Origin of the sequence: Allobosea spartocytisi (assembly GCF_014764685.1) — a bacterium.
In the GTDB taxonomy this organism is placed as follows: domain Bacteria; phylum Pseudomonadota; class Alphaproteobacteria; order Rhizobiales; family Beijerinckiaceae; genus Allobosea; species Allobosea spartocytisi.
In genome coordinates this window covers 1-21,102 of the sequence record NZ_JACXWY010000040.1, presented here as the reverse complement: position 1 = coordinate 21,102, position 21,102 = coordinate 1, and the positions used below count along the sequence as shown (strand labels likewise).

The 21,102-nt window shown below is 66.3% G+C and carries 22 protein-coding genes, 2 tRNA genes and 1 pseudogene; 15 read left to right on the top strand and 10 right to left on the bottom strand.

The window, feature by feature from the left end:
• Both IED13_RS27670 and fliP read left to right on the top strand, forming a co-directional pair.
• Positions 1-839, top strand: a pseudogene (locus IED13_RS27670) (hypothetical protein); the annotation flags it as partial.
• A 153-nt stretch (positions 840-992) separates the two neighbouring features.
• Entirely contained in the window at positions 993-1,760 is a 768-nt protein-coding gene (gene fliP, locus IED13_RS27665; RefSeq protein ID WP_370956101.1) for a flagellar type III secretion system pore protein FliP, read from the top strand.
• 69 nt (positions 1,761-1,829) lie between these two features.
• On the opposite strand, the gene rnd is transcribed toward fliP, so the two are convergent.
• Complete coding sequence (gene rnd / locus IED13_RS27660) at positions 1,830-2,969, bottom strand: ribonuclease D (RefSeq protein ID WP_038358639.1); 1,140 nt, start codon at positions 2,967-2,969, stop codon at positions 1,830-1,832.
• Between the two features lie 149 nt (positions 2,970-3,118).
• Here rnd and aspS point away from each other — a divergent pair, with 149 nt between their 5' ends.
• The 5 genes from aspS to IED13_RS27635 are packed head-to-tail and all read left to right on the top strand — an operon-like array spanning position 3,119 to position 7,559.
• A complete protein-coding gene (aspS, locus tag IED13_RS27655; protein ID WP_191126041.1) occupies positions 3,119-4,897 on the top strand; it encodes an aspartate--tRNA ligase in 1,779 nt (592 codons plus the stop codon).
• Positions 4,898-4,902: 5 nt separating this feature from the next.
• Positions 4,903-5,274: a hypothetical protein gene (locus IED13_RS27650; RefSeq protein ID WP_191126039.1), complete on the top strand. Its 372-nt coding sequence runs from the start codon at positions 4,903-4,905 to the stop codon at positions 5,272-5,274.
• 15 nt (positions 5,275-5,289) lie between these two features.
• Positions 5,290-5,586, top strand: coding sequence for a hypothetical protein (locus IED13_RS27645; RefSeq protein WP_113254699.1), 297 nt, complete (start codon positions 5,290-5,292; stop codon positions 5,584-5,586).
• A gap of 42 nt (positions 5,587-5,628) precedes the next feature.
• Positions 5,629-6,510 (top strand): glycosyltransferase family 2 protein, encoded by an 882-nt coding sequence (locus IED13_RS27640; protein WP_191126038.1) that lies wholly within the window; start codon positions 5,629-5,631, stop codon positions 6,508-6,510.
• Positions 6,507-7,559, top strand: coding sequence for an acyltransferase family protein (locus tag IED13_RS27635; RefSeq protein WP_191126037.1), 1,053 nt, complete (start codon positions 6,507-6,509; stop codon positions 7,557-7,559). Before IED13_RS27640 ends, IED13_RS27635 begins: the two co-directional genes overlap by 4 nt.
• On the opposite strand, the gene IED13_RS27630 is transcribed toward IED13_RS27635, so the two are convergent.
• Together IED13_RS27630 and IED13_RS27625 are read right to left on the bottom strand one after the other, a co-directional pair.
• Complete coding sequence (locus tag IED13_RS27630) at positions 7,546-8,244, bottom strand: CatB-related O-acetyltransferase (RefSeq protein WP_191126036.1); 699 nt, start codon at positions 8,242-8,244, stop codon at positions 7,546-7,548. The genes IED13_RS27635 and IED13_RS27630 overlap by 14 nt on opposite strands.
• Positions 8,234-10,063 carry a hypothetical protein gene (locus IED13_RS27625; RefSeq protein ID WP_191126035.1) on the bottom strand — a complete coding sequence of 610 codons (1,830 nt, stop codon included), beginning with the start codon at positions 10,061-10,063 and terminating at the stop codon, positions 8,234-8,236. The genes IED13_RS27630 and IED13_RS27625 overlap by 11 nt, the downstream gene beginning before the upstream one ends.
• A gap of 204 nt (positions 10,064-10,267) precedes the next feature.
• On the opposite strand from IED13_RS27625, the gene IED13_RS27620 reads away from it, so the two are divergent.
• The 5 genes from IED13_RS27620 to IED13_RS27600 all read left to right on the top strand — a co-directional run bounded on the left by IED13_RS27620 (position 10,268) and on the right by IED13_RS27600 (position 12,005).
• Positions 10,268-10,750 carry a DUF192 domain-containing protein gene (locus IED13_RS27620; RefSeq protein WP_112765313.1) on the top strand — a complete coding sequence of 161 codons (483 nt, stop codon included), beginning with the start codon at positions 10,268-10,270 and terminating at the stop codon, positions 10,748-10,750.
• A gap of 99 nt (positions 10,751-10,849) precedes the next feature.
• Positions 10,850-10,926 (top strand) — tRNA-Pro (locus IED13_RS27615).
• Between the two features lie 66 nt (positions 10,927-10,992).
• The gene (locus IED13_RS27610) at positions 10,993-11,298 is read left to right on the top strand and encodes an ETC complex I subunit (protein ID WP_038358630.1); all 306 of its coding nucleotides are present in this window, start codon (positions 10,993-10,995) and stop codon (positions 11,296-11,298) included.
• A 29-nt stretch (positions 11,299-11,327) separates the two neighbouring features.
• A tRNA-Arg gene (locus IED13_RS27605) sits at positions 11,328-11,404 on the top strand.
• Between the two features lie 139 nt (positions 11,405-11,543).
• Positions 11,544-12,005: a GNAT family N-acetyltransferase gene (locus tag IED13_RS27600; RefSeq protein ID WP_191126034.1), complete on the top strand. Its 462-nt coding sequence runs from the start codon at positions 11,544-11,546 to the stop codon at positions 12,003-12,005.
• A gap of 127 nt (positions 12,006-12,132) precedes the next feature.
• On the opposite strand, the gene IED13_RS27595 is transcribed toward IED13_RS27600, so the two are convergent.
• The 6 genes from IED13_RS27595 to IED13_RS27570 form a co-directional block, all read right to left on the bottom strand.
• A complete protein-coding gene (locus IED13_RS27595) occupies positions 12,133-12,672 on the bottom strand; it encodes a GNAT family N-acetyltransferase (RefSeq protein WP_191126033.1) in 540 nt (179 codons plus the stop codon).
• 102 nt (positions 12,673-12,774) lie between these two features.
• Complete coding sequence (locus IED13_RS27590) at positions 12,775-13,227, bottom strand: GNAT family N-acetyltransferase (protein WP_191126032.1); 453 nt, start codon at positions 13,225-13,227, stop codon at positions 12,775-12,777.
• 84 nt (positions 13,228-13,311) lie between these two features.
• On the bottom strand, positions 13,312-13,761 hold the full coding sequence (rpiB, locus tag IED13_RS27585) for a ribose 5-phosphate isomerase B (RefSeq protein WP_191126031.1): 450 nt from the start codon (positions 13,759-13,761) through the stop codon (positions 13,312-13,314).
• Between the two features lie 61 nt (positions 13,762-13,822).
• Entirely contained in the window at positions 13,823-14,335 is a 513-nt protein-coding gene (locus tag IED13_RS27580) for a GNAT family N-acetyltransferase (RefSeq protein WP_191126030.1), read from the bottom strand.
• A 19-nt stretch (positions 14,336-14,354) separates the two neighbouring features.
• Positions 14,355-14,867 carry a GNAT family N-acetyltransferase gene (locus IED13_RS27575; RefSeq protein WP_210323782.1) on the bottom strand — a complete coding sequence of 171 codons (513 nt, stop codon included), beginning with the start codon at positions 14,865-14,867 and terminating at the stop codon, positions 14,355-14,357.
• 182 nt (positions 14,868-15,049) lie between these two features.
• Positions 15,050-15,268 (bottom strand): hypothetical protein, encoded by a 219-nt coding sequence (locus tag IED13_RS27570; protein WP_038358629.1) that lies wholly within the window; start codon positions 15,266-15,268, stop codon positions 15,050-15,052.
• Between the two features lie 274 nt (positions 15,269-15,542).
• Here IED13_RS27570 and IED13_RS27565 point away from each other — a divergent pair, with 274 nt between their 5' ends.
• The 3 genes from IED13_RS27565 to IED13_RS27555 all read left to right on the top strand — a co-directional run bounded on the left by IED13_RS27565 (position 15,543) and on the right by IED13_RS27555 (position 18,583).
• Positions 15,543-17,240, top strand: coding sequence for an ArnT family glycosyltransferase (locus IED13_RS27565; RefSeq protein ID WP_191126028.1), 1,698 nt, complete (start codon positions 15,543-15,545; stop codon positions 17,238-17,240).
• 252 nt (positions 17,241-17,492) lie between these two features.
• Positions 17,493-18,239, top strand: coding sequence for a glycosyltransferase family 2 protein (locus IED13_RS27560; protein WP_191126027.1), 747 nt, complete (start codon positions 17,493-17,495; stop codon positions 18,237-18,239).
• A complete protein-coding gene (locus IED13_RS27555; RefSeq protein ID WP_113254706.1) occupies positions 18,239-18,583 on the top strand; it encodes a lipid-A-disaccharide synthase N-terminal domain-containing protein in 345 nt (114 codons plus the stop codon). Before IED13_RS27560 ends, IED13_RS27555 begins: the two co-directional genes overlap by 1 nt.
• Before the next feature lie 99 nt (positions 18,584-18,682).
• On the opposite strand, the gene IED13_RS27550 is transcribed toward IED13_RS27555, so the two are convergent.
• The coding region (locus IED13_RS27550) for a hypothetical protein (protein WP_191126026.1) at positions 18,683-21,102 on the bottom strand (2,420 nt) is incomplete at its 5' end.

The following is a 21,102-nucleotide window of genomic DNA, read 5'->3' as shown; positions in this document are numbered from 1 at the left end:
GCCTTGAGGAGGTCGGCGCTGCCGCTGCGCCCACGCCGGTTGCGCCCGCTCCGGTTCCGCCGGCGCCGGCTCCTATGCCCCCGATGACGACCGGCCCGGCTCCGAGCTTCCCGCGCGAGCATGCGCCGGCGCCCGCCGTGAGCGCCGACGAGCTCGACGACATGACGAAGCAGCTCGAGGCGGCGCTGAAGCGCCCGTTCTCGGCCGTGCGGCCCGCGAATCTGCCGCCCGAGCCGCAGGTAGAGGCGGTCGTGGTGCCGCCCAAGCCCGTCGCTCCTGCGCCGGTCGCTCCGGCAACGAGCCGGGAGCCGATCGCTTCGCCGTTCAAGCCGGTCGAGCCGCCCAAGACCATGGAGCCGCCCAAGCCGACCGGCCCCTTCGCGCCTGCGGATCGGGTCAAGCCGGCCGAGCCGGCGAAAGCTCAACCGGCTCCGGATGCTCCCGCAGCGCCGTCGACCCCGGCTTCGGTGGCGACGAGCATGGAAGCCGAGCTCGAGGCGGCTCTCGGATTGAAGCCGGCGCGCGTGCCGCCGACGCATGCCGAGCCGAAGCCGCCGCAGGCGAGCCCCGCTGCTGAAAAGCCCACCGCTGAAAAAACCGCCAGCGAAAAGCTCGCGCCGGTCGTTGGACCGGTGGAGCCGGAACCGTCCGTGACCGTCGCGGAGCCTGCCCAGCCCAAGGCCGCGCAGCCCAAGCCGGCCGAGGCCCCCGAGCCGCAGAAGCCGGCCGAGGCAGCCAAGGAGCCGGAGCCGGCGAAGGAGATCGATCCGTTCTCGGTCGATGCGATCGAGGCCGAGTTCGCCCGGCTGCTTGGCCGCGATCCCAAGGCGAAATCCTGAGCGGCGCGGCGCGCCGGCAGAGCCCGGCCGCCGCCATCAACAGGAATGTCGCCGATCCTGCGGCGGGCCGGTCCGCCGCGGTTGCTTGCCGATGCCCGCCCGCTAGCTTCGTCTCGCCCGATCGTCTGAGTCGGGCGGCAGCGACGGTCGCGCGTGATACCCTACCTCGCCACGGCAAGACGGCGGCGCCTGTGCCGATCCCTGACGGCAGCGGTGCTGCTGCTCGGCCTCGTCGCGACGCCGGCAATGCCGCAGACGCTGTCGCTCGATCTCGGGCAGGGCGGCGGCGTGGCGGAGCGGGCGCTCCAGCTCATTGCCGTCATCACGGTGCTGTCGCTGGCGCCGTCCATCCTGGTCATGGTGACGTCGTTCACGCGCATCGTCGTGGTGCTGTCGCTGCTGCGCTCGGCGCTGGGTACGCAGACGGCGCCGCCCAACACGGTGATCATCGGGCTGGCGCTGTTCCTGACTGGCTTCGTGATGGCGCCGACCCTGCGGGAAGCCTACACGACCGCCGTGCAGCCGCTCGTCGCCGGGCAGATCCAGCCGCAGGAGGCGTATAATCGCGGCGTCGTGCCCTTCAGGACCTTCATGCTGAAGCATGTGCGCGAGAAGGATCTGCAGCTCTTCCTCGACATGTCGCAAGGGGCGCGCCCGCAGACGCCGCAGGATATCGGCATCGAGGTGCTGGTGCCGGCCTTCATGATCTCGGAGCTCAGGCGGGCTTTCGAGATCGGCTTCCTGCTGTTCGTGCCCTTCCTGATCATCGACCTCGTGGTCGCCTCGATCCTGATGTCGGTGGGCATGATGATGCTGCCGCCGGTGACGGTGGCGCTGCCGTTCAAGCTGATCTTCTTCGTGCTGGTCGACGGCTGGGGGTTGGTCGCCGGCTCGCTGGTGAAGAGCTATGGCGGTGGGTGAATCATCGCTAAATCACGTATCGGATCAATTGGCTGAACGCGGTTCCTCCGAGCTTGATTCAGCCGGACTTTAGCCCACCACCACCCGGCCGCGCTGGATGCGCAGGCTGAGCTGGCCGTTCTTGAGCGCCAGCGCCTTCTCGCCGAAGACCTCGCGCCGCCAGCCCTTCAGCGCCGGCACATCCGACAATTCGTCGGAGGCGATGGCTTCGAGGTCGTCGGCGGTGGCGATGATCTTGGGCGCGACGCGCTCGGCGTCGGCGGTCGCCTTGAGCAGCACCTTGAGCAGGTCGAGCACCGCGCCATTGGTCGGCCGGCCGCGCTCGCGCTCCAGCCGGGGCAGGGTTTTCGGATCGATCGCGGCTGCGCGCTCGATCGCGGCGAGAACCTCGCCGCCATTGCGCGAACGCTCGAAACCGTTGGGCACGGAGCGCAATTCGGCGAGAGCCTCGACCGAGCGCGGGCCGCGCTGGACGATGTCCATCAGCGCGTCGTCCTTGAGCACGCGCTGGCGCGGCACGTCGCGGCTCTGCGCCTCGCGCTCGCGCCAGGCGGCGATCTCCATCAGCAGCGGCAGCTCGCGCGGCTTGCGGATGCGGCCCTTGAGGCGCAGCCAGGCATTCTCTGGTTTGACCTCATAGGTGGCGGGCGAGCTCAGAACCGCCATCTCCTCGGCGACCCAGGCCTCGCGGCCGCTGGCGTCGAGATCCTCCTTCAGCGCGAGATAAACCTGGCGCAGATGGGTGACGTCCGATTCGGCATAGGAGAGCTGCGCCTCGGTGAGAGGGCGGCGCGACCAGTCGGTGAAGCGCGAGGACTTGTCGATGCGCGCCTTGGCGAGGTCGTTGGCGAGCTGCTCGTAGCCGACCGAGTCGCCATAGCCGCAGACCATGGCGGCGACCTGGGTGTCGAAAAGCGGCGTCGGCAGCACGCGCCCGAGCAGCCAGACGATTTCCAGATCCTGGCGGGCGGCGTGGAAGACTTTCACCACGGCCTCGTTGACCATCAGCCCGAAGAAGGGGGCGAGATCGAGATCAGGCGCGAGCGGATCGACCAGCACGGCTTCGTCGGGCGAGGCGAGCTGGATCAGGCAGAGTTTCGGATAATAGGTCGTCTCGCGGAGGAACTCGGTGTCCACCGTGACGAAGGGATGAGCCGCAAGGCGGTCACAGGCTGCGGAGAGCTCGGCGGTATCGGTGATCAGATGCATGGCTTTCGGCTCATAGCAGACAGCGATGCGGGATGTCGCGGGCGTTCTTGACATTTCGGGCGCGCGCGTGTGGTTAGCCCCGAAAAGCTGTGCGCTGGCCCTTTCGGCCTGTTCCCGGCGCCTTTTGCCGAAAGACCGATACCGTGACCTTGCATCGCTACCGTTCCCACACCTGCGGCGCGCTCCGTGACAGCGACATCGGCCAGAATGTCCGTCTCTCCGGCTGGTGCCATCGCATTCGCGACCATGGCGGCGTGCTCTTCATCGACCTGCGCGACCATTATGGCATGACGCAGGTCGTGATCGACCCGGATTCGCCGGCCTTCGCGGACGCCGAGACGCTGCGCTCGGAATGGGTCGTGCGCATCGACGGCAAGGTCAAGGCGCGTCTCGCCGGCACCGAGAACGCCAACCTGCCGACCGGCGCGGTCGAGGTCTTCGCGACAGGCATCGAGGTGCTCGGTCCCTCGGCCGAATTGCCGCTGCCGGTCTTCGGCGATCTCGAATATCCAGAGGATACCCGCCTCAAGTACCGCTTCCTCGACCTGCGTCGCGAGAAGCTGCACAACAACATCATGCTGCGCACCAAGGTCATCGACTCGATGCGCCGCCGCATGAAGGATTCCGGCTTCTCCGAGTTCCAGACGCCGATCCTGACCGCGTCCTCGCCGGAAGGCGCGCGCGACTTCCTGGTGCCGAGCCGCCTGCATGCCGGCAAGTTCTACGCGCTGCCGCAGGCGCCGCAGCAGTACAAGCAGCTCCTGATGATGGCGGGCTTCGACCGCTACTTCCAGATCGCGCCCTGCTTCCGCGACGAGGACCCGCGCGCCGACCGCCTGCCGGGCGAGTTCTACCAGCTCGACGTCGAAATGAGCTTCGTCGAGCAGGAGGATGTCTTCGCGACGATGGAGCCGGTGATCACCGGCGTGTTCGAGGAATTCGCCGAGGGCCGCACCGTCCAGAAGAACTGGCCGCGCATTCCCTATGCCGAGGCGATCGCCAAATACGGCTCCGACAAGCCCGACCTTCGCAACCCGCTGGTGATGCAGGACGTTTCCGAGCATTTCCGCGGCTCGGGCTTCAAGGTCTTCGCGCGCATCCTCGAGGGCGAGAAGAACCGCGTCTGGGCGATCCCTGCGCCGGGCGGCGGTTCGCGCGCCTTCTGCGACCGGATGAACTCCTGGGCGCAGGGCGAGGGTCAGCCCGGCCTCGGCTACCTGATGGTCAAGGAAGACGGAGAGGGCCAGGGGCCGATCGCCAACAACATCGGGCCTGAGCGCGTCGCGGGAATCATCAAGCAGATGGGGCTGAAGGGCGGCGACGCCTGCTTCTTCGTCGCGGGCGATCCGGACAAGTTCTACAAGTTCGCCGGCAGCGCCCGGAACAAGGTCGGCCAGGAACTCAACCTGATCGACGAGAACGTCTTCGCCTTCGCCTGGATCGTCGATTTCCCGATGTTCGAGTACAACGAGGACGAGAAGAAGGTCGATTTCTCGCATAACCCCTTCTCGATGCCGCAGGGCGGCCTGAAGGCGCTGACCGAGGAAGACCCGCTCTCGCTCAAGGCGTTCCAGTACGACATAGCCTGCAACGGCTTCGAGCTGGCCTCCGGCGGCATCCGCAACCACCGCCCCGAGGCGATGGTGAAGGCCTTCGAGATCGCCGGCTATGGCGAGGAGACGGTGATCGAGCGCTTCGGCGGCATGTATCGCGCGTTCCAGTACGGCGCCCCGCCGCATGGCGGCATGGCGGCGGGCGTGGACCGCATCATCATGCTGCTGGCGCGCGCCACGAACCTGCGCGAGGTCGCGCTGTTCCCGATGAACCAGCAGGCCGTCGACCTCCTGATGGGCGCTCCGGCGGAAGCTACGCCGAAGCAGCTGCGCGAGGCGCATCTGCGCGTCAACCTGCCCGAAAAGAACGGCTGACGACCATGCCTTCGCTGCCTGTCGGGCGAGCCCTGCTGCTCGCCTGCTTCCTCGCGCTGCCGCTGGGCGCTTGCGTCGCCGACGGGGGCGACACCAGCGCCGGCCGCGCTTCGGTCCTCGCGACGACGATCTCGCGGGCGAGCGCCTGCAAGGCCGGCTCGCCGCAGCGCTCGACGCTGGACCGTTTCCTGGCGGCCGAGACGGCACGTGGCGCCACGCCTGAGCAGATCGCGGCGGCGCGCTCGGCCTATGTCTCCGTCTCCGAGGCCGAGATGGTCAATCAGGATGCGCGGCCGCAAGCCTGTGCGGCTGAGGAACGCGCCGCGCTGAGGGAGCGCATGGCCCGAATCAGGGCCGGCCAGTTCGACGCACCCTGAGCTGGCCAGACGGGCATGCTTCCGAAACCATCTCTCGCGGCAGCGCTCCTGCTCGGCCTCACCGCCTGCACGAGCGCCGGCCCGATCCCCGGCACGGTCGAATATGCCGCCGCGACCGTTTCGCGCGGCTATGATTGCGGCTTGCGTGTCGATCGCGGCCGCATCATCGCGCGGCTCGACCGGCAGGAGCGGGCGGCCTTCGTCGCGGCCAATGCGGGCTATGCGGTGCGCTCCTACAAGGCGCCGCATGCTTGCGGAAGCGCCGAGCGCGAGCGGGTGCAGGGTGAGCTTGCGGCGCTGTCGCGGCGCTGAATTCGCTTGATTCCGGCCGGTTCGCATGGCCAGAAGGCCGCGATGCCCGCCGCCGCGATCACCGCCATCGTCGTCAGCTACGACAGCGCCGAAGTCCTTCCCGCCTGCCTCGATGCGCTGGCAGGCGAGGGCGTGCCGGCGATCGTCGTCGACAATGCCAGCGGCGACGACAGCCGGGGCATCGCAGAGAAGCGCGGCGCGCGCGTCATCGCCAATGCCCGCAACGAAGGGTATGGCCGCGCCAACAATCTCGGCGTGGCGGCGGCGAATACGCCCTATGTGCTGATCGTCAATCCCGATCTGGAGCTGAAGCGGGGCGCTGCCGCTGCTTTGCTGGCGGCGGCCGAGCGCTACCCCGATGCCGGCATGCTGGCGCCGCGTATCGTCGAGCCCTCGGGGCGCGTCTTCCTGCAGCCGCGCTCGTTGCTCTCGCCTGATCATCTCAATCGCAGCGGTGCGATGGTCGTGCCGGAGGGAGATGCCTGCCTGCCGTTCCTCTCCGGTGCCTGCCTGCTGATCCCGCGCGAAACCTTCCTCGCGCTCGGCGGCTTCGATCCGGCGATCTTCCTGTTCTACGAGGATGACGACCTCTGCCGGCGGATGCGCGATGCCGGCCATGCCCTCATCCATGTCGATGGTGCCGAGGCACGGCATGGGCGGGGAAAGTCGAGTGCGCCGTCTCCGCAGCGGCGCTTCAAGGCGCGCTGGCACCTCGCCTGGTCGGAACACTACATCGCCCGCAAATATGGCCTGCCGGAGCCGGCGCCGCTGCGCAGGCTGGAGAATCTCGGCAAGACATTGGGTTACGGCGTCCTCCTCAACCGCGAGAAGATGTTCGCCCATGCCGGTTCCGCCGCCGGCGCGCGCGCCTGGGCGCGCGGCGAGACGGCGCTGGCATATGAAGGGCTGGAGACTGCGCCATGATCCGCAACGCACCGAGGATCGAGAAGGCGCTCGCCAATCCGCACAATAATTTCGGCCTGCTCAGGCTGGTGATGGCGCTCGCCGTGGTCGTCTCGCACGCCTTCAGCGTCACCGACGGGCGCGTCGAGCAGGAGCCCTGGTTCCAGACCACCGGCTTCACGCTGGGCGAGCATGCGGTCAACGGCTTCTTCGCGATTTCCGGCTTCCTCGTGACGATGAGCTTCGTCAGGCGCGGCTGGCGCGACTATGTGGTGGCGCGGCTGCTCAGGATCGCGCCCGGCCTGATCGCGGCGACGCTGGTCGTGGCGCTGCTGCTCGGCGCGGCGATGACCTCGCTCGATCTCGGCAGCTATGTCAGGGACCCGCGGCTCTGGCGCTTCATCTCCGCGACGCTGACCAGCTTCAAGAGCTCGGCGGCGCTGCCCGGCGTCTTCGAGCACAACCCGCTGCAATTCCCGATGGGAACGGTGTGGACGCTGAAATACGAGACTTTGTGCTATCTCGGCGTGCTCGTCGCCGGGCTCGCCGGTTTGCTGGCGAAGCCGCGCGTCATGCTGGCGGCCGGGCTGGCCCTGACGCTGGCGGTGGTGCTGCGCGAGGTCGTGACGCCTCACGGATCGAAAGGCACCGAGACGGCGCTGCGCCTGCCGCTGATCTTCCTCGCCGGGGGGCTGTGCTATCTCTATCGCGAGAGGGTGCCGCTCTCGCTGCCGCTGCTGGCGCTGGCCATTCTCGCTTTGGTGCCGCTGTCCTTCACGCCGCTCTACAAGGCGGCGCTCTATCTCGTCAGCGCCTGGGGCGTCCTTGTGCTGGCGCTGGCCCCGGCTCTGACACGCCGTTCGGTCGAGCCGCCGGCCGATCTCTCCTATGGCGTCTATCTCTATGGCTGGCCGGCGCAGCAGGCGCTGCATGCGCTGTTCCCGAGCCTCGGGGCGATGGCGCTGCTCTGGCCTTCGCTCGCCGTCACGCTGGTCGTGGCGGCGCTGTCCTGGTTTCTCGTCGAGAAGCCGGCGCTCGGCCTGAAGCGCCGCCTGCTCAAGGGCTCCTGACCGCGGCGATGAACTCCTCGATGCGGCTGCTGAGCAGGAGTGGCAGCAACGCGTCGATCCGCGGCTTGGGCAGATCCCACCAGCGCGTCTCCAGCAAGGCCGCGACCTTCGCCTCGTCGAAGCGCAGGCGGAAGACGCGGGCCGGATTGCCGGCGACGATGGCATAGGGCGGCACGTCGCGCCTGACCACGGCGCGGGCCGCGATGACCGCGCCATGGCCGATCGTCACACCGGACAGGATCATGCATTGCGAGCCGAGCCAGACGTCGTGGCCGATGACGACGTCGCCGCGCGTCGCGTCATGTCCGGTGAAGCCCGCCGCTTCCGGCCAGAGCCCGGGCAGGGCCGGGAAGGGATAGGTCGTCGTCCAGTCGAGCCGGTGGTTGCCGCCGAGCAGGATCTCGACACCGTCGGCGATCGAGCCGTAGCGGCCGATGACGAGCTTCGCCCCGCTCTCGGGAAAGCGCACCTTCGGCCGGCCATAGGTATAGGCGCCGGCGACGATCTGTCCCGGCCGCCGGGCGATGAGATGCGCCAGATGCAGCCGGGTCTGGTTGTCGCGGTTCACGTATTTGCGCAGCAGGCCGCGGGTGACGGGCGGCAGGCCCGCCCACCAGGCCTGCAGCGCGGAAGGGCGCCAGTCGCGATCCTCGGGCGCGATGGCGCCCTCCGACTTATCGGGCATCGGCCTTGACATCGATCTTGTCGAAGATCTCGGTCGGCTGGGTGATGGTCAGCACGTCGGCGAGGCCGAGGCCGGACGGCGATTTCGCCGTGGCGTCGATCGTCAGCGTGCCGGGCTTGGCGACGAAGCGCGAGGCCGCCGACGCCAGGGTCTTGGCGGCATCGGACGGGCCCAGCATGGCGGCGAGCCCGACACTCGCGACCATCGTGAACTGCTGGCGCACCTCCTCGACCTTGCGGCCGGTGTCGCGCGCCTGCTTCGCGATCAGTTTCTCGACCAGACCGAAATTCTGCAGCTTGATCTGGAGGTTGCGAGCCGTCGCGCCGAGCGCCGCCACCTGGGCGAGCGCGAGATCGCTCGAGAACAGGTCCTGCGTCACATTGGCGAGCGTGCCGTTGGCATCGAGCTGCACGAGGCCGGCGCTGCCGAGCGAGAGGGTGCGGATGGCGAGCTCGTTCTTCGCTGCCTCCCAGGCCAGGTCGAGCTTCGCCGAGAGGTCGAGCTTGTCGATGCCCATGGCGAGCAACTCTGCGATTCCCGGATTGTCGCCGGTATCGACGACCGGCGTGACCAGCTTGTCGATCGTCAGGCCGAGGCTGGTCGGAATGCCGTTCAGCGGCTCGCCACCCTTCAGCTCGAAGGTGCCGAGAGCGATCTTGATCGGCTGCTTGCCCGGGATGATCGGCGGCGCATCGACCGAAAGCCCGGTCAGGCGCATGGTCCCGATCTTCGGAATGAAGCGCCGGTAGTCGATCTGCTCCAGATTTGCGTCCGGGCTGGCGAGCAGAGTCCGCAATTCACGCGCGGCATTCCCGAAGGAGAAGCCGGAATAGCTGATCGAATCGACCTTGCCCTTGCCGGGGCCGCTGGTGAACGCCATGCCTTCGATCGCGAAGCCCGACTTGTCCGGCGCATTCTCGCCGAAGGCCATGCGCGTGATCGTCCACTCGACCGGATCCTTCGGCTTGGTGCCCTTGTCTGTCGCAGGCGGGCGGATCATGGCCTTGAAATCGCGCGCCTCGCCGCTGCCGTACTCGAACATGTCGAACAGCGTCAGCATCGACAGGGCGAAGCGCTTCTCGACATCGCTCTTGTCGTCCTTGGCTGCCGACTTGTCGTCCGCCTTCTTCTCGAGCTCCTCGGAGCCCTTGCCGACCTTGTCGAGGAGGTCGAGCAGGGGCTCCGGCCCGACCTTCGCCGTGAAGCCGCGCGCCGTGGTCTTGCCGATCGACATTTTGCCGGCCTGGCCCATGTCGATGTCATAGCCGTCCTGCTCGAAGCTGCCGATTACCGGGACATAGGGCTCGTTCGTCCCAGGCGTCGCCTTCTCGGTGAGGACACGCGCCGACTGCTTGAGATCGAGCATGTCGAAGGCGGTGCGCTTCAGCGTGCCCTTCATCGCCCCGGCAGGGCCACCCAGGGCGCTGAGGCTGGCGCTTCCCGATTCGCCATGCGCGATCTTGCCGTCGCGGATGTCGGTGAAGCGGATGTCACGATAGGTCGTGGACTGCTTCTGCTCGCCGAACGCCTGCTCCATGGTGAGCTCGGGCGCGCTGATCTCGGTTGCGGTCAGCTTCGCGATTCGGGTCGAGGCGGGCTCGTTCGCACCGCTGGCGAAAAGCGCGAGGAAGGCGGCCTTCTCGAGATTCGAGCCTTTGACGGCGACCTTCGGGATGCTGATGACGAGCCGGCCCAGATCGATGCGGACGTTGTCGACCTGGAAATCCGCGGCCCAGGCAGGAGCGGAAAGCGCGACGAAAACAGCCGCGAGAGCTGTGTTCCCGAGATGCGTTGGCCGGCGAAGGCGCGCAGCGGTCATGATATTCTCCTGTTCAGTGCCGGGCGAAACTGCCGCAACCGAGCGGCGAAAGAAAGCCGTCCTTCGCTCGAGGGCGTCATAGGAGCGAATGATCATGACGGAATTCTTGACCTGAGACGGCGGAAAGCTGCCTTCTGCCGAAGATTCGCCATCGCCGCCTTCTAGCTCGGAGCCCGGCGACGATCGCCATGGAGTTCAGAAGCGATGCATGCCCTCCGGACCGCTTTCGCCGCAATCGCGCTTTTCCTTGTCGCGCTCGCTCCCCTGGGGGCGAGGGCACAGGCCCAGCCGGCCGCAGGGGAGGCGCCCGGGCTCGAAGCGCTGACGATCGTGAGCGGCGGCACGCGGCACGCCTTCCATGTCGAGGTGATGCGCACGCCGGACCAGCGCGCCAAGGGCCTGATGTATCGCAACTACCTGCCGCCGGACCGGGGCATGCTGTTCGACTTCGGAGGCAGCGAGCCGGTGGCGATGTGGATGCAGAACACCTATATTCCGCTCGACATGCTGTTCATCCGGGCCGATGGCACGATCGCGCGCATCGCCGAGAACACCGAGCCGCTGTCGACGCGGACGATTCCGTCCGGCGAGCCGGTGCTGTCGGTGCTGGAAATCAACGGCGGTGTCAGCCGGCAGCTCGGCATCAAGCCGGGCGACAAGGTAGAGCACGCGCTGTTCAAGCGCTGAACGGCGACCGGTGGCGTCTTGTGGGGGCGAGACCGCTTCGCTTTGGCTTGCGGGTTCGGCCCATGGCGTGATAGCGAACCGCAACGTTTCGAGTGCCGTCGGGGTATAGCGCAGCCCGGTAGCGCATCTGCTTTGGGAGCAGAGGGTCCCAGGTTCGAATCCTGGTGCCCCGACCACTGGAAACGTCACGCCGCAGCCTGGCTTTCGGGTTGCATGGGATTTTGTGACGGCAGAGCGCTTTCATGACCGCACGCATCTATCGCCCCGCCCGCACGGCTATGCAGTCCGGCACGGCCAAGACCGAGCGCTGGCTGCTCGAATACGAGCCGGAGAGCGCCCGCCAGATCGAGCCGCTGATGGGCTGGACCTCCTCCTCCGACATGAAGAGCCAGCTCAAGCTCTGGTTCGACAGTGAGGCCGAGGCGGTCGCCTATGCGACGCGCAACGGCATCCCCTATCGCGTCGAGCAGCCGCACGAGCCGGTGCGCCGCTCGATCTCCTATTCGGACAATTTCAAGTTCTCGCGCATCGGCCAGTGGACGCACTGAAGCGTCGAGGCGAGGATAGAACCGGTTACGGGCCCGTAGCTCAGATGGATAGAGCAGCAGCCTTCTAAGCTGCTGGTCGCAGGTTCGAATCCTGCCGGGCTCGCCATCATTGTTTTTATTAGGTTATTTGCCTCGATTAGGGGCAAAAGTGGATAGGTTTAGGGGTGATTTTAGGGGCAAGACTCTTCATGAGCTTGCATGCGGTCGACTGACGCAGATAGTTGGTTATCCCTCGGAGGCCAGCGGTGACCTGCACTATCCGTCGCGCCATCTCGGAAGACGCCGAGGAGGTCAGCAGCATCATTGTTGCCGCGCTGCGGAAGACCAATGCCAAGGACTATTCCGAAGCCGTGATCCAGCGCGTCGAGCAGAGCTTCACACCGGAGGCGGTGCGCGAGATGATGAACCACCGGGTGATGTTCGTCGCCACGCAGGATGAGCGCATCATCGGCACGGCGAGCCTCGATGGCTGCGTCGTCAGGACGGTCTTCGTCGAGCCCGGCTTCCAAGGACAGGAAATCGGGCGGAGGCTTATCGCAGAGGTCGAGCGAGAGGCGCTTGCGAGAGGCATCGCGTTGCTGGCAGTGCCTTCGTCAATCACAGCCGAACCCTTCTATGCGAAACTCGGCTTCCGCGCAGTGAGGGACAGCTATCACGGCGAAGAGAGGACGATCGTGATGGAGCGCGCCCTGTCGACCGAGTCATAGGATCGCTGCGGCTGCAAAGCGGGCGGGAATTTATGGTCGTCGAGCTACGCGAAATCACCGCTGCAACTGTTCGCTCCGATTACCGCGCTTTGAGGATGGGCATCTTTGCGGCACCACATCACCTATGTCATCGATCGATCGGTGCCGCGCTTTTGAAATCCTCGGCTGTCATCAAATACGACTTCAGCAGAGCCCCATCGTGCTCGATATCGCCGACAAAGCGCATTCCAATTTTTCTGGCCACTCGAATTGACGATGCGTTCGCCGGGTTGATGTCAGCGACGATCCGGGGGAGCTTCAGGAGTTCAAAAGCGTGGCGAACGAACGGCCGCGCTGCTTCTGTCGCGAAGCCCTTACCCCACGCGAGACGATTCAAGCGCCACCCGATTTCGATCTCCGGCCCGATTCCATCGTAGGGGATCAGGAGTATCCAGCCGAGAAACTGGTTGGGCTCCGCTCTCGGGAATATCGACCAATATCCGAGGCCATCGCCGAAGCTCCGCTGTATCCGATCTGTGAGAAAGGCTTGGTGAGCCACAGGATCGTCCCACGGGCCAACGATGTATTGCGTAACGTCGGGATCACGGTCCATCGCCAAGCAGGCATCGAAATCGGCCATAGAGCGCGGCCGGATCAGCAGCCGTTCGGTTTCGAAGCTGGGCAACATCGCAGGCTCTGATTATGCGCAAGGGTCCATCGCAAGGTGCCGCGCGACAGCTATGATCGCAAGTCCAGCCGGCGACGAGCCGAGGCGTTCGCGATGCTGGCTCTATCCGGGAGGCCGCTCCCTGCGCCACACATACCGGACATCGGGCTCACGCTCTTCATTGTGAGAACCGTCTGTCTGCTCGGCGACGATGAACCCCCTATTCTCGTAAAAGCGCCTCGCCGCCTCATTTCGCTGAAAGGTCCACAGTTGGAGTCCGGCGTGCCGAGCTTGCGCCTCAATCAACAACGCACTCCCAACGCCTCGTCCCTGATAGGCGGGGAGGACATAAAGCTGATCGATCCAATTCTCGCGGAACGCAATGAAGCCAATCAGTTCGTCGCCATCGAAGAAGCCCCACACTTCGCATTCATGGAACACGAAATTGGCGAAGTAAGCTCGGTCTTCATCGGGCGTATGAAGACCTGCGAGCCACGGCAGGCGTTCGTCGAAGCTGGCGCGATGCACTCTGGCCGCTGCCTCTGCATCGGAAAGGATCAACCGCCTCGTCGTCATAGCATCGGGCAACAACTCGGAGTGGTACCTGCAACGCGTCATTACACGGACGGCGTCCTCCTCAACAAGAGGTGAAGGGGGACGCTACTCCTCCAGCGCCTCAACCATCTCCACCCGTGTCGCATGCCGGCCGCGCTCGAACTTGGCGGTTAGGAACGCGTCCACGATATCGAGTGCCAGCCCTTCGCCCACCACGCGCGCTCCGATCGACAGCATGTTGGCATCGTTGTGCTGACGGATCATGCGAGCGGAGAATGTGTCGGCGCAGACGCCGCAACGGATGCCCTTCACCTTGTTCGCGGCCATCATGATGCCTTGGCCGGTGCCGCACAGGATGATGCCAAGGCAGCAATCGCCGGAGGCGATGAGCCTCGCCGCCGCCTCGCCGTGCTTGGGGTAGTGCGTGCTCTCTGGCGTTGTCGGCCCGATGTCGACCACCGCCCAACCCTGCGCCGCAACATGAGTAGCAATGGCCTGTCGAAGCGGGATAGCGGCATGGTCGCTGGAGAGGACGATGCGGTTGTTGGCTGCCATGGAGAGGTCGTCCGGTTTTCAGAGCGCTCTGACGGCTTTGGGGTAATTCACCGGCCGAGTTCTATTCGCGAACGATCGCCATGGATAGCGCGTCGCGATAGATACCATCAGCGCGGAAGGCGTTCCGAATTCGTCCCTCATGGACAAAGCCGACCTTCTCATAGAGCGCAACGGCACGATCGTTGTCAGCGTGCACATTGAGTTCGACGCGGGTGAAGTCGCGCTTCCACGCTTGTTCGAGCACTGCTGCAATGAGTCGCCGGCCGAGTCCCTTCCCTCGAAACTCGCGAACAATACCGATCGCGAGCCAGCCGCGGTGAGCATGAGACTCGCGCTCTTGCCGGAGGATGTCACACCAGCCAACTACCCTGTTTCCAGTCCGCGCGGCGAAATGAGGGTTGCCCTTCGCCAAACTGCTGGAAATGAACTGGATGGTTGGCTCCAAGGGCGGAGCCTCTAAGAAGGTGAGAAATTGCCGCTCGCGAGCTACTGCGTCCAAGGCAGCATGAAAGCTCGCGATCTGCTCGACCGTGAGTGGCTCAATAACGACATCCGATGTGTGATCGTCGACCATGTCGTTTGCGCCTGCTTGCCTAGAGATCGTCGAGAAAGCGGACCATCAGCAACTCGTCGGCGTAACCGTTCCCCACTTTGAGGGCTTTCGGCTCAATGCCGTAGGTTTTGAAGCCCATTGCTTCGTAGAGGGCGATCGCCGCGACATTGTCAGTGACCACCTTGAGCGTCACCTGCTCGACAATAGTTGCTGCGTGTTTAAGAGCCGCCTCGACGAGAGCCAATCCGACGCCTTGCCCTCGCACGGTGGGTGCCACAAACATTGCCCAGATCAGACCCTTGTGGGTGCTCTTTCGGCCCTGCTGACGGGCGAAGCCAGCCATGCCTCTGATCTGCTTGTCCAGAAAGGCACCAAAGACCGTTGTCGCCTCGACTTGCTTTGCGAAGGCCTCCACCGAAAGAGTATGCTCTTCCTCGTAGGTCGAGCCGAACGCATCTGGGGCATTCTTGAGCGCAGCGAGGCGAATATCGCGATAGTCTCTCGCGTCGTCTGGTCCAAGGTGCCTGACCAGCAGGCTGTGAGGCGCTGACATTGCCATAATCCGTGCGGCAGGTCCGAAATACCTACACAGCCGACACATTGCACGGCAACCGGCAGAAAGTTCAGTGCTGCCCCCCGACGTTCTGCCTGTGATCATAAATCCAAGATGGAGCCCGAACAGCTATATCCGACAATGTCAGCATCGTTCCCGGGACGCTCCAGCCTCGCCAGTGATCAGCGACCGCGCGGATGTCGCGGATCGAACTGTACGATGTTCGAAAGGGCTCTTTCCTTTTCGGCTTCGGTCAGGTCGACCAGCAGGCCTTCGATGGCCTTTCGCAAGTGGTTGTCTGCTGCCGTTTGCCCGGTCACGCAGAAAAACGCGCTCAACAGAAGAACGGTGCACTCGTCATAGTTAGAGACGAACTGTTTTTGGTCGTGCTTCAACGACATGATGGCCCCATGCGGTACAAACTGTTTCAAATCGGGCCGGCATGGGCATAGCTGCCGACGGCCGCGCAATTTCGAAGCCAGCGCCTGGTTGCGGATTGGGCCGAGCCCTCCAACGCGGCGGGCGGGTCTGGCAGGCGCCCGGCTCAGCGCCCGGCATCTGCGCTCGGGCCAGGCGCGCTGCCTTGATCGCGCCCGAAAGGCGCTTCATCGGGGGCGGCTCTTCGGCTAGACCGGCTCTCTCGGCAAAAGCGCGGCCTCGGCGTCGCGAGGATGGATGATGTTTTCACTCACGCCCGCGATCGACCGGCTCACGGCTTTCGTCTCGGCCAGCCACGCGCGCGCCTGTGCCTTCCTGCTGCTGCTCTCGCTTTGCGCCTTTCTGCCGGGCTTCAGCACGCTTCAGCCGATCGACCGCGACGAGCCGCGCTTCGCGCAGGCCAGCAAGCAGATGCTGGAGACGGGCGATTTCGTCGATATCCGCTTCCAGGAGGAGGCGCGGCACAAGAAGCCCGTCGGCATCTATTGGCTGCAAAGCGCGGCGGTGAAGGCCGGCGCCGCGCTCGGTGTGCCCGAGGCACGCACGCAGATCTGGCTTTATCGCCTTCCTTCGCTGATCGGCGCGACGGCGACCGTGCTCCTGACCTATTGGGCGCTGCTGGCCTTCCTGTCGCCGCCGCTTGCGCTTCTGGGCGCAGCTCTGATGGCGACGGCGGTGCTGCTCGGCGTCGAGGCGCGTATCGCCAAGACCGATGCCGTGCTTGCCGCCTGTGCCGTCGCCAGCATGGGCGCGCTCGCCCGCACATGGCTGGACTGGACACGCTCGCTCGCCTTCGTGCCGAGCCGGCGCAACTGGCTGGTGTTCTGGGGCGCCACCGCCATCGGCCTGCTGATCAAGGGACCCATCGTACCGATGGTCTGGGGCCTCGCCATCCTCGTGCTGAGCGCGAGCCAGCGCTCCTTCCGCTGGCTGAAGCCGCTGCGCTTCGGGCCGGGGCTGCTGCTCTGCCTGATCGTCGCGCTGCCCTGGTTCGTCGCGATCATGGTCAAGACCGGCGGCAGCTTCTTCGCCGAGAGCGTCGGGCAGGACATGCTCGGCAAGGTCGCCGAGGGGCAGGAGAAGCATTGGGGGCCGCCGGGGCTCTATCTCCTCTTCTTCTTCGCGACCTACTGGCCGGCAGCGGCCTTCGCCGCCATGGCGGTGCCCTTCGCCTGGGTCCGGCGCAAGGAGCCGCAGATCCTGTTCCTGATCGCCTGGATCCTGCCGTCCTGGATCGTCTTCGAGGCGGTGCCGACCAAGCTGCCGCATTACGTGCTGCCGCTCTATCCGGCGATCACGGCCTTGCTGCTGCTGGCTGTCGTCAATGGTGGTATCGCTCGTCACCGGCGCGGGGCGGTGGCGACGGCGACGCTCGTCGTGACCGTGCCGCTCGCCCTGATGGCCGTGGTGATCTTCGGCAACTGGACGCTTGATCATGCGGTCCCGTGGCTGGCGCTGCCGTTCTTCGCGCTCGTCCTGGCGGTCGGGGTGAGCGTCGTTGCCGCATTTCGGCGGCTCGAATTCGAGGGCGCGCTCTGGCGCTGCGTGCTGGCGAGCCTGTTCCTGACCGTCGCGATCTATCCCTTCGCCATCGAGAGCCTGCGCTCGCTCAAGCTCTCGCCGCGGCTGGCACAGGCAGCGAAGGCGGCGGGCTGCGCCGATCCGGCCGTGATCACGCTGGGTTATCGCGAGCCGAGTCTCGTCTTCCTGACCGGTACCGATCTTGCCATGGCGGCGGGCGGGACGCAGGCTGCCGCCTTCCTCGATCAGCCCGGATGCCGCGTCGCCTTCGTGGAGAGCCGCTTCGCCGGCGAATTCGACGCGGCGCTGGCTGCTTCGCCGGTGAAACCGCGCCTGCTGACGACGATCGAGGGGTTCAACCTGAATGGCGGGCGCAAGCTTTCGATCGCCGTCTTCGCCAAGGAGCCGGGCTGACCATCGGCCCCGGAACCAGATGGACATGAGAAAGGCCCTCGTCCCGGGACGCCATTCCGCCGGAAATGACGTCTTGAAGGATGCTTCGGATGGCTCCCGAGCGTCCCGAAACATCCTCCAGGATGCTCCCTGTCATCGCTCCTCAGGGTGAGGGGTGGAATGTCCACAGTGCCGTCCAGAACGCAAAAGTGGTTCACACACAGCCGCATCTTGCTCTAGAGCAGTGCCAGCCATGTCCCGGATGAAGCCGTTTTGACCGAAGTCCCTTCCCCTCAGCCCTTGCTCAGCGTCGTCGTGCCCGTGCGCAATGAAGAGGGCAACATCGCGCCGCTCGTCGCCGACATCGAGAAGGCCTGCGCCGCGATCGGCCTCTTCGAGGTCGTCTACGTCAATGACGGCTCCACGGACGGGACGGCCGCGGCGCTGGCGGCGCTCGCGGCGGCCAAGCCCTGGCTGCGCGTCGTCACCCATGCGCAATCCTGCGGGCAGAGCGCGGCGGTGCGCAGCGGCGTGCGCCATGCCCGCTCGGCCATCGTCGCGACGCTCGACGGCGACGGCCAGAACGATCCCGTTTTCCTGCCGGAGATGGTCGAGGCCCTTCAGAAGGCCGGGTTGGCGGCCGGGCTGGTGCAAGGGCAGCGCGTCGGCCGCAAGGACACCGGCTTCAAGAAACTGCAATCGCGCATCGCCAACACCGTGCGCGTGCGCGTGCTCAGGGACGGCACGCGCGATACCGGCTGCGGGCTGAAATGCTTCCGGCGCGAGGCCTATCTGGCGCTGCCCTATTTCGATGCGCTGCATCGCTTCATGCCGGCGCTGATGGTGCGGGAGGGCTACGGGGTGGTGCATGTCGATGTGCGCGACCGGCCGCGGCTCACCGGTGTCTCGAATTACGGCTTCTTCGACCGGCTCTGGGTCGGCATCCTCGACCTTGCCGGCGTCTGGTGGCTGATCCGCCGGCGCAAGCGCGTGCCGCAGATCGTCGCGGAGACCCTCTGATGCTGATCGACCTGCAACAGGCCGTCGGAAACTATTTCCACGACGTCTTCGTCAACAACATCGACTGGTGGGTGCTGCTCGGCGTGGTGGCGCAGGGACTCTTCACCATGCGCTTCGTCGTGCAATGGCTGGCGAGCGAGAAGGCGAAGCGCTCTGTCGTGCCGATGACGTTCTGGTGGTTCTCGATCGGTGGCGGAGCATTGCTGCTGGTCTATGCGCTTTATCGGCGCGATCCCGTCTTCATCGTCGGCCAGGGCTTCGGCGTCTTCGTCTATCTCCGCAACCTGCAATTCGTGCTGCGGGCCAAGGCGCGGGGCGAGGATACCAATTCCGGGCCGGGCTGAGGTTCGTTCGGGGCCGGAGGCCGACGTCGTCAGCCGAAAGTCGTCATTCCGGACAAGCGGCGAAACCGCGCCGATCCGGAATGACGGAACGGAGGTCTCTCAACCGTTCGACTGCGGGGCGCCGTCGGCCGCCGCGCCCTGGGAGGCCGGAGCTGGCCCGGCCGCGCCCGGCGGTTGCGGCTTGCGCATCGCCGCGGAATAGGCCGGGTAGCGCTCGCGATAGGCCTTGAGGAACTCCGAGATCGTGTCGGCGCTGGCGGCGGCGCGCGCCAGCTCGCGGATGTCGGCCGCCTTGTTCCGGTTCGCCCCGGTCATGAAGGCGAAGGTGCGGGCATCGGCGCTCTGGGCCATCTTCGGCGCGAATTTGCTGCGCAGCCGGTCGAGCGAGAGCGCTTCGTTCGCCATCACATAGGAGATGCCGGCGCGCATTACGTCGGCGCGCTGGCTGTCGGTGAGCGGGCTGTCACCGCGCCAGCTCTCGTCGAGGATGCGCTCATAGGCCTCGCCCGCCTCGCGCCAGCGCCGGCCGGTCCAATAGATATCCGCACGCAGCCGGTCGACTTCCGGGCCGCGCTCGCTCTCGAGCATCTCGAAGGCCTGATCGGTGCGCGAGAGGTCGGACAGGGCCTTGCTTTCCAGCAGCAGGCGGGCGCGCCTGACATCGGCCGGCAATTCGACGAGGCGCGTCGCGTTGAGGGCGCGCACCGCATCGGCGGGCTTGCCGTTCATCAGGTCGATCATGGCGAGGCGCGCGGCGACCGTCGAGCGTGCCGCCCCCGTCAGGCGTCGGTCCATCTGGTATTTCAGGATCTCGGCCGCCTGGTCGAGCAGGTCGAGCTCCACCAACCTGTCGGCGAGCAGGCGGGTGATCTCGTCGCCGCGCCGGCCGATCGGCAGGAACTCCTTGAAATCGTAGAAGAGGGCGAGCGCGTCGATGCGCGGCAGCTTGTCGGCGCCGCCATCGGCGAAGAGCTCGGCGAAGCGCTGTGCCGTCTCGTCATGCATCCGCCGGGTCAGCGGATCGTCGGGGAAGTTCTCGTTGGCGCGACGAGCGATCAGGAAAGCGTCCCGCCAGCGCTTCTGGTCGGTGTAGAGCCGGTTGAGCTCGGCCAGGGCCTCGATCTCGACGCGGCCGCCACGCCAGACCACCGAGACGGTTTCGAGCCGGGCGACGGCCTCGTCGACCTTCAGGTCGCTGCGCTTGTCGGTGTCGGCGAGTTTCACCGCGCGCAGTTGCGCCTCCGCCGCGACGGGGCGGCTCGTGGCCTCGAACAGGGGGCGGTAGCCGTTCATCGCGATGTCGGCGCGCCCGCTGGCGTCGTCGAGCATCGCCTGCAGCAGAGCCAGCTTCTCCTGATCGAAGCTGTCGCGCGGCATGTCGGCGAGGGCCTGGACCTGCCGCTCGGCCATGCCCATGTCCTGCGTCGCGAGGGCGGCACGCGTCATCGCCTCGCGGAATTCTCCCTGAAGGTCGGCCGGGTAGCGCTCGAGAAACGCTTCGCCGCGACGGAAACCGGCAAGGGCCTGGGCATTGCGATTGAGGCGCTGCTCGATCAGGGCGCGCCAGAGGGAGGCTTCCGCATCGTCCTTGATCGGCGCCGCCTCGAAGGCGGCGAGCGCTTCCGGGTTGCGGTGCATCTGCGCCGCCGCGACGCCCTTGAGGAAGAGCGCTTCGCGATTCGCGCGCATCGGCTGATCGTCTCGCATCAGCGCATCGAGCGGGCCGAGGGCCTCGGGGGCGAGGTGATTTGCCAGGTAGAAGCGGGCGAGCGCCAGCCTTGCTTCCGATTTGTGGCTCCGCGATGCGCCCGCCGCATCCTGGATCAGGGCCCGGGCCTGCTCCTGCGGCGAGCCGAGGCGCAGTTTGGCCCAGCGCTCGGGGTCGAGGAGGGGAGGCGCCGGCGGCGGCTGGTCCGACTGGGCGGCAGCCTGGGTCCCGTCCTGGCCGGAGAGGTCGAGCGAGACGGTGAGCCCTCCGGCACGGCCGATACGGACCTCGTTGGTGCCGGCACGCGTGACGATGTCGTCCGAGCGCGGCTGGACGGCGAGGCCCTGTGCGGTGGGCAAAAGGCCGAACTCGACGAAGCGGTAGGGCTTCGGCGTCAGTCGGGTCGGGCCCAGCGTGGTGGCGACGGCGACGGGCAGTCCCGCAGGTCCGGATTCCAGCCAGTGCACGCCGGTCAGGCCGGGCATCGGCACGGCGAGGATCGTCTGGCCGCGCTCGTCGACGCCGCGCCGTGGCTCGATCGCCGCGGCAGGCCCGCCGCCCTCCTCAGCGAGGTCGAGCGACCAGCCGTTGCCGTCGGCGAAGAAGCGGGCGAGCGGCTGGCCGGCGAGGCGCAGCCTGACGAGCGTGGCCTTGCCCTCGCGGCTGACCGTGCTGTCCTCGATCTGCTGCGGCAAACGCCCGGTCAAATCGGCGGGGTCAATGGTGTCGCGCGTGTCGAAAACCAGCGTCATCGTGCCGGAGTCGAGGAAGGCGGCGGCACCGGTGGGGCGGGGAAAGCGGAAGTCGAGGC

Coding starts and splice junctions, on each gene's coding strand:
- IED13_RS27630 (WP_191126036.1), bottom strand. CDS start 8,244: ATGCCCGATAAGTCGGAGGGCGCCATCGCGCCCGAGGATCGCGACTGG.
- IED13_RS27625 (WP_191126035.1), bottom strand. CDS start 10,063: ATGACCGCTGCGCGCCTTCGCCGGCCAACGCATCTCGGGAACACAGCT.
- IED13_RS27620 (WP_112765313.1), top strand. CDS start 10,268: ATGCATGCCCTCCGGACCGCTTTCGCCGCAATCGCGCTTTTCCTTGTC.
- IED13_RS27580 (WP_191126030.1), bottom strand. CDS start 14,335: ATGGTCGACGATCACACATCGGATGTCGTTATTGAGCCACTCACGGTC.
- IED13_RS27595 (WP_191126033.1), bottom strand. CDS start 12,672: ATGTTGCCCAGCTTCGAAACCGAACGGCTGCTGATCCGGCCGCGCTCT.
- rnd (WP_038358639.1), bottom strand. CDS start 2,969: ATGCATCTGATCACCGATACCGCCGAGCTCTCCGCAGCCTGTGACCGC.
- IED13_RS27575 (WP_210323782.1), bottom strand. CDS start 14,867: ATGTCAGCGCCTCACAGCCTGCTGGTCAGGCACCTTGGACCAGACGAC.
- IED13_RS27650 (WP_191126039.1), top strand. CDS start 4,903: ATGCCTTCGCTGCCTGTCGGGCGAGCCCTGCTGCTCGCCTGCTTCCTC.
- IED13_RS27610 (WP_038358630.1), top strand. CDS start 10,993: ATGACCGCACGCATCTATCGCCCCGCCCGCACGGCTATGCAGTCCGGC.
- IED13_RS27570 (WP_038358629.1), bottom strand. CDS start 15,268: ATGTCGTTGAAGCACGACCAAAAACAGTTCGTCTCTAACTATGACGAG.
- IED13_RS27645 (WP_113254699.1), top strand. CDS start 5,290: ATGCTTCCGAAACCATCTCTCGCGGCAGCGCTCCTGCTCGGCCTCACC.
- IED13_RS27555 (WP_113254706.1), top strand. CDS start 18,239: ATGCTGATCGACCTGCAACAGGCCGTCGGAAACTATTTCCACGACGTC.
- rpiB (WP_191126031.1), bottom strand. CDS start 13,761: ATGGCAGCCAACAACCGCATCGTCCTCTCCAGCGACCATGCCGCTATC.
- IED13_RS27590 (WP_191126032.1), bottom strand. CDS start 13,227: ATGACGACGAGGCGGTTGATCCTTTCCGATGCAGAGGCAGCGGCCAGA.
- IED13_RS27565 (WP_191126028.1), top strand. CDS start 15,543: ATGATGTTTTCACTCACGCCCGCGATCGACCGGCTCACGGCTTTCGTC.
- IED13_RS27635 (WP_191126037.1), top strand. CDS start 6,507: ATGATCCGCAACGCACCGAGGATCGAGAAGGCGCTCGCCAATCCGCAC.
- IED13_RS27640 (WP_191126038.1), top strand. CDS start 5,629: ATGCCCGCCGCCGCGATCACCGCCATCGTCGTCAGCTACGACAGCGCC.